At 33.9% G+C, this 14304-nt stretch carries 17 protein-coding genes and 2 pseudogenes; 8 read left to right on the forward strand and 11 right to left on the reverse strand.

Annotation, left to right across the window (positions count from 1 at the left end):
• Window positions 1–103: 103 nt before the first annotated feature.
• Window positions 104–661, reverse strand: a complete 558-nt coding sequence (locus ACZ9EE_RS32050) for an NADPH-dependent FMN reductase (protein ID WP_476032711.1) — start codon at window positions 659–661, stop codon at window positions 104–106.
• 265 nt (window positions 662–926) lie between these two features.
• Between ACZ9EE_RS32050 and ACZ9EE_RS32055 the strand changes: the two genes are divergently transcribed.
• On the forward strand, window positions 927–2018 hold the full coding sequence (locus ACZ9EE_RS32055; protein ID WP_476032713.1) for a low temperature requirement protein A: 1092 nt from the start codon (window positions 927–929) through the stop codon (window positions 2016–2018).
• Window positions 2019–2360: 342 nt separating this feature from the next.
• Here the strand turns inward: ACZ9EE_RS32055 and ACZ9EE_RS32060 are convergent, their stop codons facing one another.
• Window positions 2361–3380 carry a DNA/RNA non-specific endonuclease gene (locus tag ACZ9EE_RS32060; RefSeq protein ID WP_476032715.1) on the reverse strand — a complete coding sequence of 340 codons (1020 nt, stop codon included), beginning with the start codon at window positions 3378–3380 and terminating at the stop codon, window positions 2361–2363.
• 403 nt (window positions 3381–3783) lie between these two features.
• Window positions 3784–4413 carry a MarC family protein gene (locus ACZ9EE_RS32065; RefSeq protein WP_476032716.1) on the reverse strand — a complete coding sequence of 210 codons (630 nt, stop codon included), beginning with the start codon at window positions 4411–4413 and terminating at the stop codon, window positions 3784–3786.
• Window positions 4414–4613: 200 nt separating this feature from the next.
• Between ACZ9EE_RS32065 and ACZ9EE_RS32070 the strand changes: the two genes are divergently transcribed.
• Both ACZ9EE_RS32070 and ACZ9EE_RS32075 read left to right on the forward strand, forming a co-directional pair.
• Window positions 4614–4703 (forward strand): YjcZ family sporulation protein, encoded by a 90-nt coding sequence (locus tag ACZ9EE_RS32070; RefSeq protein ID WP_476032717.1) that lies wholly within the window; start codon window positions 4614–4616, stop codon window positions 4701–4703.
• Between the two features lie 416 nt (window positions 4704–5119).
• Window positions 5120–5272, forward strand: a complete 153-nt coding sequence (locus tag ACZ9EE_RS32075) for a hypothetical protein (RefSeq protein WP_476032550.1) — start codon at window positions 5120–5122, stop codon at window positions 5270–5272.
• 176 nt (window positions 5273–5448) lie between these two features.
• Here the strand turns inward: ACZ9EE_RS32075 and ACZ9EE_RS32080 are convergent, their stop codons facing one another.
• The 3 genes from ACZ9EE_RS32080 to ACZ9EE_RS32090 form a co-directional block, all read right to left on the reverse strand.
• A complete protein-coding gene (locus tag ACZ9EE_RS32080; protein WP_476032718.1) occupies window positions 5449–5784 on the reverse strand; it encodes a GNAT family N-acetyltransferase in 336 nt (111 codons plus the stop codon).
• Window positions 5785–5909: 125 nt separating this feature from the next.
• Window positions 5910–6167: a hypothetical protein gene (locus ACZ9EE_RS32085; RefSeq protein WP_476033188.1), complete on the reverse strand. Its 258-nt coding sequence runs from the start codon at window positions 6165–6167 to the stop codon at window positions 5910–5912.
• Complete coding sequence (locus ACZ9EE_RS32090) at window positions 6125–6706, reverse strand: GNAT family N-acetyltransferase (protein ID WP_476032719.1); 582 nt, start codon at window positions 6704–6706, stop codon at window positions 6125–6127. The genes ACZ9EE_RS32085 and ACZ9EE_RS32090 overlap by 43 nt, the downstream gene beginning before the upstream one ends.
• A gap of 259 nt (window positions 6707–6965) precedes the next feature.
• On the opposite strand from ACZ9EE_RS32090, the gene ACZ9EE_RS32095 reads away from it, so the two are divergent.
• From ACZ9EE_RS32095 to ACZ9EE_RS32110, 4 genes and pseudogenes are all read left to right on the forward strand, one after another.
• Window positions 6966–7550: a CBO0543 family protein gene (locus tag ACZ9EE_RS32095; RefSeq protein ID WP_476032720.1), complete on the forward strand. Its 585-nt coding sequence runs from the start codon at window positions 6966–6968 to the stop codon at window positions 7548–7550.
• Window positions 7551–7854: 304 nt separating this feature from the next.
• Window positions 7855–8430 (forward strand): dihydrofolate reductase family protein, encoded by a 576-nt coding sequence (locus ACZ9EE_RS32100; protein ID WP_476032721.1) that lies wholly within the window; start codon window positions 7855–7857, stop codon window positions 8428–8430.
• 303 nt (window positions 8431–8733) lie between these two features.
• A complete protein-coding gene (locus tag ACZ9EE_RS32105; protein WP_476032723.1) occupies window positions 8734–9222 on the forward strand; it encodes a CBO0543 family protein in 489 nt (162 codons plus the stop codon).
• Between the two features lie 60 nt (window positions 9223–9282).
• Window positions 9283–9389, forward strand: a pseudogene (locus ACZ9EE_RS32110) (spore coat protein); the annotation flags it as partial.
• A gap of 136 nt (window positions 9390–9525) precedes the next feature.
• On the opposite strand, the gene ACZ9EE_RS32115 reads toward ACZ9EE_RS32110, so the two are convergent.
• The 3 genes from ACZ9EE_RS32115 to ACZ9EE_RS32125 all read right to left on the reverse strand — a co-directional run bounded on the left by ACZ9EE_RS32115 (window position 9526) and on the right by ACZ9EE_RS32125 (window position 11973).
• The gene (locus ACZ9EE_RS32115) at window positions 9526–10623 is read right to left on the reverse strand and encodes an L-dopachrome tautomerase-related protein (protein WP_476032724.1); all 1098 of its coding nucleotides are present in this window, start codon (window positions 10621–10623) and stop codon (window positions 9526–9528) included.
• 388 nt (window positions 10624–11011) lie between these two features.
• Window positions 11012–11506, reverse strand: a complete 495-nt coding sequence (locus ACZ9EE_RS32120) for a hypothetical protein (RefSeq protein ID WP_476032726.1) — start codon at window positions 11504–11506, stop codon at window positions 11012–11014.
• A 2-nt stretch (window positions 11507–11508) separates the two neighbouring features.
• Window positions 11509–11973 (reverse strand): hypothetical protein, encoded by a 465-nt coding sequence (locus ACZ9EE_RS32125; RefSeq protein ID WP_476032728.1) that lies wholly within the window; start codon window positions 11971–11973, stop codon window positions 11509–11511.
• A gap of 612 nt (window positions 11974–12585) precedes the next feature.
• On the opposite strand from ACZ9EE_RS32125, the gene ACZ9EE_RS32130 reads away from it, so the two are divergent.
• Window positions 12586–13089: a MarR family winged helix-turn-helix transcriptional regulator gene (locus ACZ9EE_RS32130; protein ID WP_476032730.1), complete on the forward strand. Its 504-nt coding sequence runs from the start codon at window positions 12586–12588 to the stop codon at window positions 13087–13089.
• Between the two features lie 198 nt (window positions 13090–13287).
• Here ACZ9EE_RS32130 and ACZ9EE_RS32135 read toward each other — a convergent pair.
• Together ACZ9EE_RS32135 and ACZ9EE_RS32140 are read right to left on the reverse strand one after the other, a co-directional pair.
• Window positions 13288–13733, reverse strand: a pseudogene (locus ACZ9EE_RS32135) (VOC family protein).
• Window positions 13734–13879: 146 nt separating this feature from the next.
• Window positions 13880–14296: a WapI family immunity protein gene (locus ACZ9EE_RS32140; RefSeq protein ID WP_476032732.1), complete on the reverse strand. Its 417-nt coding sequence runs from the start codon at window positions 14294–14296 to the stop codon at window positions 13880–13882.
• Between the last annotated feature and the right edge of the window lie 8 nt (window positions 14297–14304).

Raw genomic sequence — 14304 nt, forward strand, 5'->3', positions numbered from 1 at the left:
TAAACTGATTGTTAATATTAGTTTTTCTATAAACTAATGACACGCCAATAATTTTCTTAAAAGTCAGAAGAAACATTTACACTAATTTTTAAAAATGCTTTTATTAATCTAAAGCAGGAGTTTTATCTATCCAATTTATAAATTGTTGTAAATAAAGCTGAAGATAACGTTTTGTTTGTTCGTCAGTAAGCACTTTCTGATCGGGATCGATCTTTTCATGTACTTTGGAAATCAGCACTTTTTGAAATGGAAGAACATGAGCTTGCATAGCTTCTAGTATTTCTCTGATTTGTATTTGAGCATAAACAGTACCTAATCCCCCAGGAGTTGCACCAATTAAACCAACCGGTTTTCTACTAAGAACAGCGGATTCCCGGGGTCTTGATGCCCAGTCCAATGCATTCTTTAATACGCCTGGAATTCCAGAATTGTACTCTGGACTTACAATAATGATGCCGTCAACGTCCTGGATAGCAGATTTAAATGATGTCACTGTTTCTGGAATACTTATTTCTAAGTCTTCATTAAATAAAGGTAGATCATTAATCTCGATCCAACGAAATTGATGGGAATCATCCATCTCTGTTAATGATTGAGCAATGATTCGATTATAAGATTTTTTTCGTAAACTACCACAAATAAGGCCTATTGTCTTGATCATATATTTCCTCCTTTGTTAAAATCACCTTATGTTACCATAATGTACCAAAACAGAAAAAGCGGCTTTATACCTAATCTTCAGACTATATAATTTGATGAATTGTTTATTTTGAAAGCTAGGATGTATGGATTTCTCATAAGTTTTCTTATTATTGGCTCGTGTTTTGCATGCTTGGAAAATGGTCTATGTCTATATTATTTCCTCTTCCAATTACTATATATTTCCATCATACTAGTAACTATATAAAAATTAAGGGAGTGCAAAAATGGAAGAAAAGAAAGTGACGTGGCTAGAACTCTTTTATGATTTGTTATTTGTGGCGGCGGTTGCGGCTGCCACTCATGTTTTACTTCATGTTGAAGATGGTCATATCCATGCAGAGTATTTAGTTAAGTTTGTCTTAATTTTTATTCCGATCTGGTGGGCTTGGGTAGGGCAAACCATCTTTGTTAACCGATTTGGAAAAGATTTATTTCACCAACGAATCTTTTTAATCCTGCAAATGTTTTTTGTCCTATTAATGACATCAAGCTTATCAGCTGATTTTGATCCTTATTATCTTTCTTTTTTAATTGGCTATATAGGCTTAAGGGCTGTAACTGCAATCCAATATCTAATTGTCCAGCGGATAGAAACGGGAGTTCGTAAGCAAGTAGCTCTTTTTTTGGGAAGATATTTTTGGATTGGAATTGTCATATCATTATTATCCGTCTTTTTTGATTCTTGGATTCGATATGCTGCGTTGTATTTGGGAATTCTTATCGATATTATTGTCCCACTGTTTGGAAGAAAGTGTTTAGAAAAGGTTCCTACAAATACAGCCCACTTGTTAGAGAGATTTGGTCTATTTACCATTATTCTCTTTGGGGAAGCTCTTATAAGCACTCTTGCGGTTATTCAACCTAAACAAGGAAATTGGGATTCAATAGGCTTTGCGATCATTTCATTTATCCTCATTATTTCGATGTGGTGGCAATATTTCGATCACATGGAAAAGAAACTCGATAAATCTAGACAAACTTCCGGTCAAATTATTATTTACGGTCATTTTTTTATTTTAATGTCTTTGAGTATGATTGCAGCATCCATTAGACTATTATTTTTACATGAGGCCCATTATTCTTTTATCCTATATTTTGTTTTTGGTTCTGTACTCCTCTATTTCCTGTCAACTACAATTGTTTTTCATCAATACAGGTTTAAACAACACCGTTTGAAAATTTATCATTTATACTTGTTTTTAGGTATTTTAGCAGTCTTTTTTGTTATTAATTTGATTGTAGTAGTACCAAATATTGTGATAATAGGACAATTAACCCTGTTTTTTATCGTCTATGCTAAATTAACAACCACATAAATAAAAGCGCCAAATAAACCAGTATCAAACTATGATACTGGTTTATTTGGATATATTGGTAGTTTTTAATTTGACATTAAATCAGTTTATCCATAAATGGATTGTAACAAAATAAGAATGAGGTGACATTCATGAAAGAAAACATAACGAATCGCTCCTAATGAATAAGAAAAAGCCACCAATATGGCAGCTCCACTCTTTAATTCTTGCACCGTTAGTTTAAAACTCCACCAAAACCATCCACTTAATTAGGTACAATACAGTTTATTTATTAATCCTTATCGAATTATCCTACCAAGCTACTTATAAATAGTCATAATCGCATGGGAGTCATAACCCCATTTATTCACCTACTAAACCATCACCATCTCGATCATCCATATATTTATAGAGCCATGAATCGCGCGTAATTGGCATTTTAAAGCCAGCAGCTTTGGCTTCAGCAATCGTAACACTTCCGTTATGATTGGTATCCACTTTACTAACATCTTCATTACTATTTTCCGTTTCGTTTACAGGTACATTGTCTGTTTTGGGTGGCGTACTGCTCGTACCCGTCGTTTTCACTAATTTTTTGTTCACCTCATCTGGGTTTACATTGTCAAATTCATCTGTAATGGCTCTGCCCTGAATTTTGTATGTGAATTTATAATGGTTAGGAGTTTGCGTCTGAGTATTTGGATATTGAATCACTGCTACGAAATCAGTACAACCTCCTGCATCTCGAATCACTTTTTCCATATAAGCTTGATCGCCGTGCCTATTGAGAATGCTGTCCTGAGGTGTAATGTTATATGCGTTTGATACTCCCCCAAGCGAGTCAGCAATCACATGCCCTTTATCCAAGGTTGGACTCTCTGTACCAGGAACATTTGCTTCATCAGAGTAATATCTACCTGATGGCAAAACATGATCAGTATTCGGATTTTGAAGTGTTATATTTTTCGCCTCAACACGAATTAGTTGACCGTATTCATTTGTATACGCCCAATATTCCCGTTCTCCAAATCCTACATCCACTTTGACATTCGGCTGTCTATATCCTGACATATCCCCGCCGTTTACTACAATTAGTGTATATTTACTGTAATCAAATCCGTCCGTTTTACCTGTTGCCTTTAAAGTGGTAGACGCAGGAACACTTTTTTTGGGTTCACTATTACTCGTTGGTTTTTCAGTGCCTTTGGCAGATGTACTCTTATTGGCTTCATCAGTCTTAGAAGCCGTGCCTGCTTCGGATTGCACGTTTTTAGACGAAGTATCTTCAGTGATTTTTCCGCAACCCACAAATACAGATATTAAAATCACAGTAAATAATATCAAAAATATTCTTTTGTTCAAACTTCTGCACACCTTTCTCATGTTGCTAACGTAGATAAATCATATTTAAACAATAACATATTTTGATCTTTTATTGGGATATATCTATCTTTGGTATTAAATCCTTATTCAACTAAACTGAACGTTAGTTGTAGAAAATGTCTATTTATTTTCGTTCGATATAAAAATTTATGAGCGACTTAATGTTCACATGTAATCACGCCATTTTAGAATTACTGAGGTTAAAAATGATTTAAACTACCCCCCGACCTATAAAATAAGCACCTAACATTCGTAAAGTGCCTATTGTCATAGCTATTATAATTAATTCATCTTTTTAGTAGAGTTCAGATTACTTAGATTAGTATAGAGTAAAGTTATATGAATATTGCTAAGTCCCGCCTAATTTGCAAACCTTATGAACACTCATTCCGCTATTTAAGTATTACAAATGAGGGAAAAGACCTTTTATACCTTCTGCAATCATCTGGATAGAAATAACAGCAAGGATCAAACCCATTAATCTTGTTACAACATTTAAACCACCTTGTCCAAGTTTGTTAATAACAGGAGTTGAATAGTAAAACAGCACATAAGACAGTGCTAATACTAGCGCAAATCCAATAAACACAAGGATTAGATTGGAGATGTCAAAGGAACCGGAACCTGTGTGTGCCATAACAGTTGCAATAGTACCAGGGCCAGCCATAATAGGCAGCGCCAGAGGAGTAATCGATATATCCTCCTTTTCTTCTGCTTCCTTTTTTTCTGCAGAATGCGGTGTCTGCGCGTTTGAAGTTTTTGCGTGCAAAAGATTATAAGCTATTCCGAAAATAAGAATTCCTCCAGCAATTCGAAACGCATGAATAGTAATACCGAATATAGAAAATATAAAGTTGCCAAGCACCAGAAATACAGTAAGGATACACAAGGAAACGATTGCCGCTTTCCTTGCTGTATGTTTCTTTTGCTGTTGAGAATATCCGTTGGTAAGGGAAATAAAAATTGGAATATTCCCTATCGGATTCATCACAGCGAAAAACGATACCGTCATTTTAAGAAGTAGACTAACCAAAAAGTTCCCTCCTATCTCACTTTAACCATTTTTGAATTCATCCTTATATATTACCCACATTGAGAAAATGAAACAATTAAACAAGGAAAACACTAAACAAGTTATGCGTACAATTTATTTTATTTTCCATGCTTGTCCATTTCAAAAAAATCCCCTTTAACATAAAATGTAGTACCTCAATGATAAGGAGGTGATTTTTATTGAGTAATTACAATGGTGGAAATACATTTGTTTTAATTGTCGTTCTATTCATCCTATTAATTATTGTTGGTGCTAGTTTAGTCGGCTAATACTTTTATTATCTAGCAGCTATTTAAGTAACCGTGAGAGGTTAGATAGAAGAAACAAATTATTTCTTTAACTAGGTAAGAACTTTAATGTTCTTACCTTGTTTCGTTTTTGAGTCTCAGCTGAATTTATAACATGCGATAACCAGTGCTTTTTTAACTCAGTTGAGTATCATGAAATGTATTTAATTTTTTTAATGGACATGTTCACTACATGCATATACAAGCACCAGCATATGCTGTACTAACCATAAAAGTTTTCTTTCTTTGAAAGTGGCAAAGCCACTTTATTTTTTTGTTTAACGCTTTTTCAGCTATTTCTCGAACTACGAAATAATAACTTAGCAAGTCTAAATTCTCGACCTGGTAACATATAATGGATTATAAGTATCTGCACTTTTAAGGGGAGGAATTTACGAATGAACGAAATAAAACTCCTTTTATCGAAAGAAATTGGTCGACTAATTGATGATATTTATAAATGTAACAACGAAACTTTAAGGGAAAAAATTTTAATGGATATTATTCTATTAAATGACGCTATTATGCAAGATAATGATGAGGCTTTTTAGTTTAGAGTTATGTCGCAATTTGGGTCAAATACGAGGTTATTAAGCAAGTCCTTATTCAATTAACTGCCCTGTAGCTGAATAAAAAAAGCCACCGAATTGACAGCTGGAACTTTAAATCTTGCATCCTTTAATGAAATAACTTAGTAAATTACTAAAAAGGTTTTATTAACTCAAAATTAGCCAACTAGCTTTTTTTCAAGAATGATTTTGGGCTCTCCTTCGTTATCAGTGTAAGTTCCAATTATGTCGAATCCATGTTTAATATTTAAAATCAGCATACTACGCCACTTGTTTTTGGTATGTGTTTGAACTGCTTTGTACCCACTTTCTGTTATATATAGATGCTGTTGTTCCATTAACTTAGAGGCAATGCCTTGGTTCCTGTAATCAGCATCCACACCTCCCAACCAACTATAAAACTGCTCACGATTAAGAGCGTATCCTATCTTATATCCAACTACCTTTTTACCATCTATTGCTGCGTCAATTCGCAATTTAGGCTTTTCCTTCATTCTGCCTGCCAAGTCATCTGGCTCACCAAAAATACTCGTATGTAGCTCTATAATTCCATTTAATCCTCAATTTCAGGCATTTCATTGAACTTAATATAATTAAAGACCAAATCTATACCCCCTATTCATACAATTCTCCCATAAAGAGCTTGCTTGTTAATTATTGTATCATTCAGAATAAGTGCTGTTGTAAAAAATCCTTGATCCACATATTTTCCACTGTTATGAAAAAGGATTCCCTTCTTCAACTCCTGCACTGTTACTTCAATAAGAAAAAGCATTACCGTTGTTCCAGTAATGCAACCCTTTAGTTGATAAGCACGACTTCGAAAAATACTGGTTATCGTAGCATACTCTCCAATTTGTCCTTTACTAGCACCCATTCTTGGTCGATTACACTGTAAAACACAGAATCTCTTAAATAGCCGTCAGGCATAACCATATGATTGCGAAGCACTCCTTCTTTTACCGCACCCAGCCGTTCAATTGCCTGCTGAGAACGCACATTTCGACTATCTGTTTTCAACTGAACACGAATTGTCCCAAGTGTCTCAAAGCAGTGTTTCAAGAGAATATACTTACATTCTGTATTTATCCTTGTTCGCCAAACGGTTGGAGACAGCCATGTCCAACCAATTTCCAAGTTACGGTTTGGCATGGATATATTAAGGAAACGAGTGCTTCCCACAATTTCCCCCGAATCCTTATCTAAGATTACAAAAGGAAATTCGCTTCCTTGCTCTCTCGCTTGAAGTGCCCCATTCACAAGGTCCTTCATATCATCAATCGATTCAACCTTTATTGGCATGTATGCCCATATATCTGGATTGTTTCCTGCATCAAATAATTCCTGTACGTGATATTCTTCCATAGGTTGTATCATTACTCTATCCCCAATTAATACTACTGGTGTTATCTCCATAATTCTTCTCTCCTTTTCTTCTTTGGTAGAATTATAAAATCAACCTGACCAGTTATAAAGTGCCAGTTGTTTATTTTTTATTTGGGTCAGATAAAAGAGGGAGGTTAAATAACTCTTCTTCCACTAATCTGCCAATTAGTTGAACAAGCCCCTTTTATTCTATTGCACATCATTTTCGTAAAACCAATAAATCCTTAATAGAATAATTTGTAAATTTGCGTGAAGAATAACTCTAACTATAGGTTAGGGAGTTACATACATGAATAAAGAACAAATACAAAAAATTCATCAATTAAAGGAAATAGAACTTCATCATGCAAAAGTATGGCTAGATTACTGGATTAAATATTCATCTTTTGATGACTGGCAATTTTGGGTTATCTTAAGTTTTTTAATAATCCCATTATTTCTTTTATTTTTCTTTATGGATAGAAGTAAAAGCTTATTGCTGGGATTCTACGGATATAATGTGCATGTATTTTTTACCTATATTGATCTCTTCGGAACAAACAATACATATTGGTTCTATCCATATAAATTTTTACCCGTTTTACCTTCTAGCTTTGCTCTAGATGCTGTTTTAGTACCAGTTAGTTATATATTTGTTTATCAATGGACGCTTAACCATAATAAGAATTACTATGTAAGCATTATCGGTTTATCCGTAATTTTTGCCCTTGTCTTAAAACCTATTATGGAAGCTTTAAGGTTGATTCAATTTGATAGAGGTGCCAATTTTCTACATCTTCTTTTTGGTTATATATTAATCGGTATCGTTGCAAAACAAGTAACAAACCTATTTCTGTTTTTACAAAGTACAGCTCAAAAAAAGGTTAAATCATGAGAGGCTACACCTCTCTTTTTCTTTTGTTGGTACGTCTATTTATATGTCATATGTTAGCACAATATAAAAGCTGCCAAAATGACAACTTGTTCTGCAACTATTGCACCCGTTTGTTTAAGTGTAGTTCTTCAAAATCCTCTCTATAACAAAACAAAACTGGACTGATGCTGGCACCGTCCCATTTTATTTTAATTAGTGTAACTCATAGAACTTTTTTACCAAAATTTATAAAAAATTGGTTATAATTACATTGGAGGTAAAGAAGTATGAAAAAAATATCCCTCATAAACAAAGGAGACTAAAAATGAGAAAACTCGTTCTATTTCTGCATGCATCGCTTGACGGTTTTGTTGAAGGTCCGAACGGTGAAATGGACATTGGCTGGGTTTCATACGATGCAGACTTGGAGAAACACGCGAAAGAAATTCTGAGTACTGTCGACACTGTCATATGGGGACGTGAGACTTATCAGATGATGCACAGTTACTGGACATCTGTGCCTTCTGACCCCACAGCTTCGCAGCATGAACGGAATCATGCCGAGTGGATCGAAAAGACAGCCAAAATCGTTTTTTCTACGACGCTGGAGAAAGTCGAATGGAACAATTCCAGACTGGTGAAAGAAGATGTCGAGGAAGAGATCAAGAACCTCAAACAGCAGCCAGGCAAGGATATGGTCATCCTCGGCAGTCCTAGGTTAGCACACTACCTTATGCAGCTTGATTTAATAGATGAGTATAAAATTACGGTTTCTCCCGTCCTGATCGGCAGCGGGTTGCCGTTATTCCAAGGTCTCAAGGAGCAGATCAATCTTAAACTGATCGAAAACAAGACTTTTGATTCTGGAGCCATAGCCCTCGATTACCAGACGGTTAGATGAGATTTTCTCCTAAAGCAGATTACGACGGATACGATAGCTCAATAAGCCGCCTCTTCAACGAGGCGGTTTTCTTATCGTAAAGATCAACATCAGGATTTAATATAACCTAAATCTAAGATGATGACGCAAACATTAAGTAAATCATACCGGGTTTGAAAAAATACAATCTTTAAGAAAAAAGAGAACAGCAAAAAAAGACCAATTTTAGGTTCGGAAATTCACTTTTCACTTATCTAATTTTGGAATGTCCTTAGTATAATCTCCTGCATCAGAGATAACCTATCATTATGGAGGTGCTATACATTGGGTAAAAAATTCGAAAAAAACCTTATAAAAATCCTTTATTTCTTCGGTTTTAGTTCTTTTATATATTTAATTAAAAAACCACTTGCAAAGGACTGGCTCCTTGTTTTCTTTATAAAAAGTTATTATGCATCATTTGTCGATAATCTGGTTGTAAATAAAGGCTATGTTCAATATCCCACCCGATTTCCAAAACAAGTTAAAACAAACGTGTTGTTTGATTACATACTTTTCCCAATTACTTGTGTCTTTTATAATCAACTAACTAAAGATTCTCGTATTATTCAGTGCCTTATAAAAGTTCTGTATTTCAGTGTACCGATGACAATTGCTGAGCTATGGCTAGAAAAAAATACACAGCTTGTTAAATATAAAAAAGGATGGGATTGGAAAATTACTTTTTGTTCTCTGTCTTTTTCCTTTTTATTGGTTAGATTTACAATGTCTGTTATAAGACGTATCTTTAATAATAAATACGATTTATCTTAGATGGAGGTTGTTAATCAACAATAAGAGAAAGAATATAGGAACAATTGAAAAATGATTAAATCTGCATATATAGTAGAAAAAGGATGGTACCATGCTTGGGATACAAACGAACAGATCAGTTAGATTTAAATAATATCAATACAGCATTGAACTTACCGACATTATAAAAAATTTCCAAGAACAGTTTAACACTCACCAAATAAACTGTTCCTTTTAAAGGCAAAAGTAAATAAAGTTAATACTTCTTACTTTCTCGTGTTTGTTTTACACTATATAATGAAAACAATTAATTGACTATTTTTATTATGAAAAGGTCGGAGCAGGAAATTCATCAATGTTGATACGAAGTAAACTATAAGGTTTCTGTCGTAAGTCCTTTCCATAATGAAATCTATGCTGTCGATGTAATTGGTTCACAATGACATACAAATATTGATCCGGACCAATTGAAAAAGTATCCGGCCATAAAATTCTCGGATCATGTGCGATGGTTTCCATTGTGCCATTCGGCAATATCTTTCGAATACTATTGTTCTCATAATCTCCAGCATAAACGGCACCTTTTGCATCTGTAATCATTCCATCAGACGCCCCTTTTTCTCCCCAATACTCCACATGATAAGGTAAATCCATGTCCGGTATCGTTCTGTTTCTCAGGACTTCTGTTGAGATCGAGAACAAATGACGACTGGTTAGTGGAGCAAAAAATAATATCTTTCCATCGGGAGAAATCGCAAGACTATCAGACGCCAATCTAAATGGAGAAGTTGAACCGTCTTTGTTTCGATTCATTAAAATCTGACCTTCTACTTTCGGTAAAAAATAGGGATCGGGTAAAGTTGAATTTGCCCCATTTAACCGTCTAAACGCGTTTCCATTTGATAAATCTACGACGATAATAGCTCCTGGTCCTCTGGAAGAAGAATCCGTTATATAGGCATAACCTGCTTTTCCAACACGAAAATCAAAACGGACATCATTCAGATAAGTTGTAGGCAGGACAACATCTTCTGTAAAGGTATATACTCTTCTAATTGTATTGGTTTCTAAATCAACTGCGACTAATTTTGCTCCCCCTTTAATAGGTTCAGAAAAATTGGGTGCTGCTGTATCTAATATCCAAAGCGTTCCCCTTCCATCAGCAACTACACTTTGGACACTGATGAAAGTCATTGTGATATTCTCGTGGTTAACCAAATTGGTTTGTAAATTAGGATAAGGCTGCAATTTATCCTCCACAATTTCCCCCACCGTAAATTTAACATCGTCTCCCCATTTCGGAAAGCAAATGAAAATACGACCGGTTTCTGAAACAGTAACACCTGTAGGCATAGCCCCATAAAATGCATAAACCAGTTCTAAATTACCGAAATATTTTTCACTAGGTAACATAGGTTTCATAATATCCTCCTCAAGCATTCAAACGGGATATCTCCTATATATATGATTTATATTTTTTCTAGTGCATGTTTCTTAATAAGTTTTTCTATACGAAAAGATGATTGAATTGATTGTTTTCGAAATTAATAAGTCTGTGAGAAGAAAGGAAACATTTTAATTTAAAGGTCTCCAGATGAAGTAGAATTCAATTAGCAGGTAGCGAAGTTCAATATTAAACAAGAAAAAAATGACCGCCGCAGCGATCTCTTTTCCGTAACCCCATCTTTAACATAAGCCCCCATTACTTTAAGTGTAAATCTTCACAAACTAATTAGGAAAAATGCAATGCTTATTTAACGCACCGTCACCGATCATAGTTTGTTGTAAAAATTGAGAAACTAGCCCATTATTACGTCAGCCTTTGTTGTTTATATTTTGTTAAAAAAACATAAAATGATAGAGCAACGGTGATGACCGTTATATAAACAGGAAATGAATAAGCTAATTTCCATCCTCTGTAGGTAAATACATGTACTCTTACCATGACGAATTCGAAACAAACAGCAAAAACTGACCAGATGAAAATGTAAAAAACAAGCTTCCATTTTTTCGGTTTCCATATTTCATATACATAAATTAATAAATAACCGAAAGGAATATATACAATGTCCAGCAGAAGGTCGAACAGTTCATATTTTTCGCTGTCTGTAATCTGATACAAATTGGGGGAAACAGAAGCGATTAAATAGTCCATGATTTTGGGCACCGCCATGCTGAACAAAACGATTAGAATGGTGATTTCGGTTGGTATTTTTTTTGGCAGTCTCCATAATAGAATACTTAGAAAAATGCCAACGATAATTGTCCATTCATTTGAATCGAAATGTTTTGGTAAGGGCAGCATCGTTACACCTCTTTCCCTAATTTTTTTCTGTATAGTGGCCAAAGCCTGTAAGCAACAGCGATGAGGGAGACCCACTCGATCAAAGAATACCCGATATTCCAATGTTTTTTTTCCAGAACTCCTGTCCAAATATAAATATATTCAATCAGTATGAGGGCAAATGGCGTTAAAACAAGAAATACATATTTCCAAGTCTCATGAGATATTCTTTTTGACCAATCAAAAAAAGTAATTGTGACCAATGGATCGATAATGATTTTTTCAATTGCATGAAGAAAGAAATAACTGCGACCTTTGGCTATCGATAAAAGATCCAAATTCACAATGAGCATCCATGATACAGTTTGGCTCAACAAACTAATGGTCAACCATAAGAATATGATTTCGAACAAATGTAATTCTTTTGAAGTTACACAAAACGAAATCAACAATAATAACATAATTGATAGGAAGACAGGAACAATCATTTTAACACCCTATTTCTAATCTAAATATCCATTGATAATATGTTAGCGAAATGACTAATAAAATAGGGTCCCATATTGAAGAATACGATCATTCCCAACTTTTTAATAGAAAGCACCCCAGGGGTGAGGCAATCATGCTAATAATTCATGAAACTGCCATAATAATATCCACAAGACTAAGAAACGAATGATTTTTAACATAGCCTTAAAAGGAAACTATTTTGAGCTTTTTCAACAACATCATAAATTTTTTCTGCATTTTTTAAATAGTTATTTTGATCCTTTATCTCCCCGTTTCCCTTTCCTGAAAGTTCAAATCCTTTTAGAATTAACCCATATTTCTAAAAAATTTTATTTTTCAAAATGACCTACATTATTTACGTTCGCAAGTTATATTTTTATTATTTGCGAACGCAAAGTTTTTTATTAACTTTAATCAAAACAAGACATAAAAAAAGAACCTATGCTTGGTAGGTTCTTTACTTATTAATTTTAATAGGTTTATTTCTAACTCCCCAATTTAAAAACGTTTTGTTTTATTTATTATGAGATTAAGGGGATAAAAAGTGGACAAAATGAAAAGACTATGCTTTCTAATTTGGAGGTCAAAATATGAATACAAACAAGGAATTATTCGCTAAAAGTCACTTAGTGCTATCCTTTATTAGAGGTATTTTTATACTAACTGAAGATGATATAAGAAAAAACTTAAAAAAATATGGTATGACTGTTCCTGGATTTAGAACACTTTGGATTTTATATTATGAAGAAAAAATGAATATGACAGAACTTGCCTATATTTCTCAAACGAATATCTCAAACATCTATCGTCAACTTACAAAACTAAAAGATCAAAACTTTGTTGTAATAGAAAATGGGGACGATGCTCGAATTAAAGAAGTTTCATTAACAGAAAATGGACGAAAATTTGTACAGGATGTTTTATCAAAAAATGTTAAAGCAACCAATTTACAGTTTATTTCAATTTTAAAGGCAATTCCAGAAGACGATTTAGAAAAATTCATCGAAGTTGCCTCCATATTATGTTCGGAACTTATAGGTCAACGGTTTACAGATTGGGCTGTAAACGCAGCAAATAAAATAAGGAATCTCTAATTTATGTCTTAAGAAACAACTTAATCCTTAACATTAATAGTAAAATGGATAACGACTAAATAACAGTGTTTAGTATTATTCCGTTAGTGGAACAAGAAAGGCGACTGTACTTATTAAACAATCGCTGGCCCGTTAGTTTAAGTGCAATATTTCACAATTTTTTCAGGATTAAAAAAGCGCCCTATTCATTAAACAAAGTTATGAGTACAATTTCTCCCATTCACTCAAATACATTTTTTCTGATTGGTCAATTTCTTTTGGTAATCTTGTAATAAACTCCAAATGGTTCCCATCTGGGTCATCAAAATAAATCATTGCGTGGGCTTGGTTTGGGACAACCACGGGTTCCTCTGTTCCTTTATTAAATTCATCTCTTACTTCAATCCCTCGTTCTTTTAACCAAATTTTTGCTTTCTTAATATCGTCTAAGTCAACAAAAAACGCAATATGTCTCATTGATACGTGATAAGGAATTTTTGATTCTGAACCTTCCCATAAACCAATCCAACTTTTTCCTTCTTCAATCCAAAAAAAAGCTACTATCTCATATCTTTTATATAGTTTTAAACCTAATTTTCCATAAAACTCAATTAACGTTCTACATCACTAACTGGTAAGTGTGCTTCATAGAGTCCTTTTATCACTGTCCTTGCCCCCAATGTTTATATATCACTTAATTTATTTTAAATTTTATAAAATTCTTCTTCAACAATCCTTCCAGTTAGTGTAACAAGAAAAGCTGCCAAAATGACAGCTCTGATCTTAAACTCTGCACCTTTTAGTTGAAGAATCAAGGTGTACCTATAACTGGATAGGAAGTCAAGATTTCCTCTAATTCTTTAATTAAATTATTTAGATATGATTGGTCAGATTCGAATTCAAATTTGAGAACAGCACCATAGCCAGCAGGATAACAGGTTTCAGCTATCCACATAATCTTACCTAACTTATCCATTTCACCTTCAATTTGTATAAAGGTTTCCATATTACTTAGGGTAGCTTTTCCTTTTAACTGCTTAGTCATTAATTTAATTTCATTAACGAAGTCCTTTAATTCATCAGTTCTTAAATTTGCATCAAAATTCACATGGTACCCTGGGATTTTGATAATTATTTTAGATGTAATCCAGTTAACATCCCAATAATCGGAACTGTCAGGATAATTTCTATATAATACATCAAGTTCAATTATTGTATCATCACCCAATAGACGGA

It is taken from the genome of Bacillus sp. URHA0034 (assembly GCF_056280405.1).

Excerpts from the sequence above, each read along its gene's own strand:
- ACZ9EE_RS32130 (WP_476032730.1), top strand. The coding sequence starts at position 12,586 with ATGAATACAAACAAGGAATTATTCGCTAAAAGTCACTTAGTGCTATCC.
- ACZ9EE_RS32120 (WP_476032726.1), bottom strand. The coding sequence starts at position 11,506 with ATGCTGCCCTTACCAAAACATTTCGATTCAAATGAATGGACAATTATC.
- ACZ9EE_RS32060 (WP_476032715.1), bottom strand. The coding sequence starts at position 3,380 with ATGAGAAAGGTGTGCAGAAGTTTGAACAAAAGAATATTTTTGATATTA.
- ACZ9EE_RS32115 (WP_476032724.1), bottom strand. The coding sequence starts at position 10,623 with ATGAAACCTATGTTACCTAGTGAAAAATATTTCGGTAATTTAGAACTG.
- ACZ9EE_RS32075 (WP_476032550.1), top strand. The coding sequence starts at position 5,120 with ATGAACGAAATAAAACTCCTTTTATCGAAAGAAATTGGTCGACTAATT.
- ACZ9EE_RS32080 (WP_476032718.1), bottom strand. The coding sequence starts at position 5,784 with ATGAAGGAAAAGCCTAAATTGCGAATTGACGCAGCAATAGATGGTAAA.
- ACZ9EE_RS32055 (WP_476032713.1), top strand. The coding sequence starts at position 927 with ATGGAAGAAAAGAAAGTGACGTGGCTAGAACTCTTTTATGATTTGTTA.
- ACZ9EE_RS32050 (WP_476032711.1), bottom strand. The coding sequence starts at position 661 with ATGATCAAGACAATAGGCCTTATTTGTGGTAGTTTACGAAAAAAATCT.
- ACZ9EE_RS32100 (WP_476032721.1), top strand. The coding sequence starts at position 7,855 with ATGAGAAAACTCGTTCTATTTCTGCATGCATCGCTTGACGGTTTTGTT.
- ACZ9EE_RS32095 (WP_476032720.1), top strand. The coding sequence starts at position 6,966 with ATGAATAAAGAACAAATACAAAAAATTCATCAATTAAAGGAAATAGAA.
- ACZ9EE_RS32125 (WP_476032728.1), bottom strand. The coding sequence starts at position 11,973 with ATGATTGTTCCTGTCTTCCTATCAATTATGTTATTATTGTTGATTTCG.
- ACZ9EE_RS32090 (WP_476032719.1), bottom strand. The coding sequence starts at position 6,706 with ATGGAGATAACACCAGTAGTATTAATTGGGGATAGAGTAATGATACAA.
- ACZ9EE_RS32085 (WP_476033188.1), bottom strand. The coding sequence starts at position 6,167 with ATGGGTGCTAGTAAAGGACAAATTGGAGAGTATGCTACGATAACCAGT.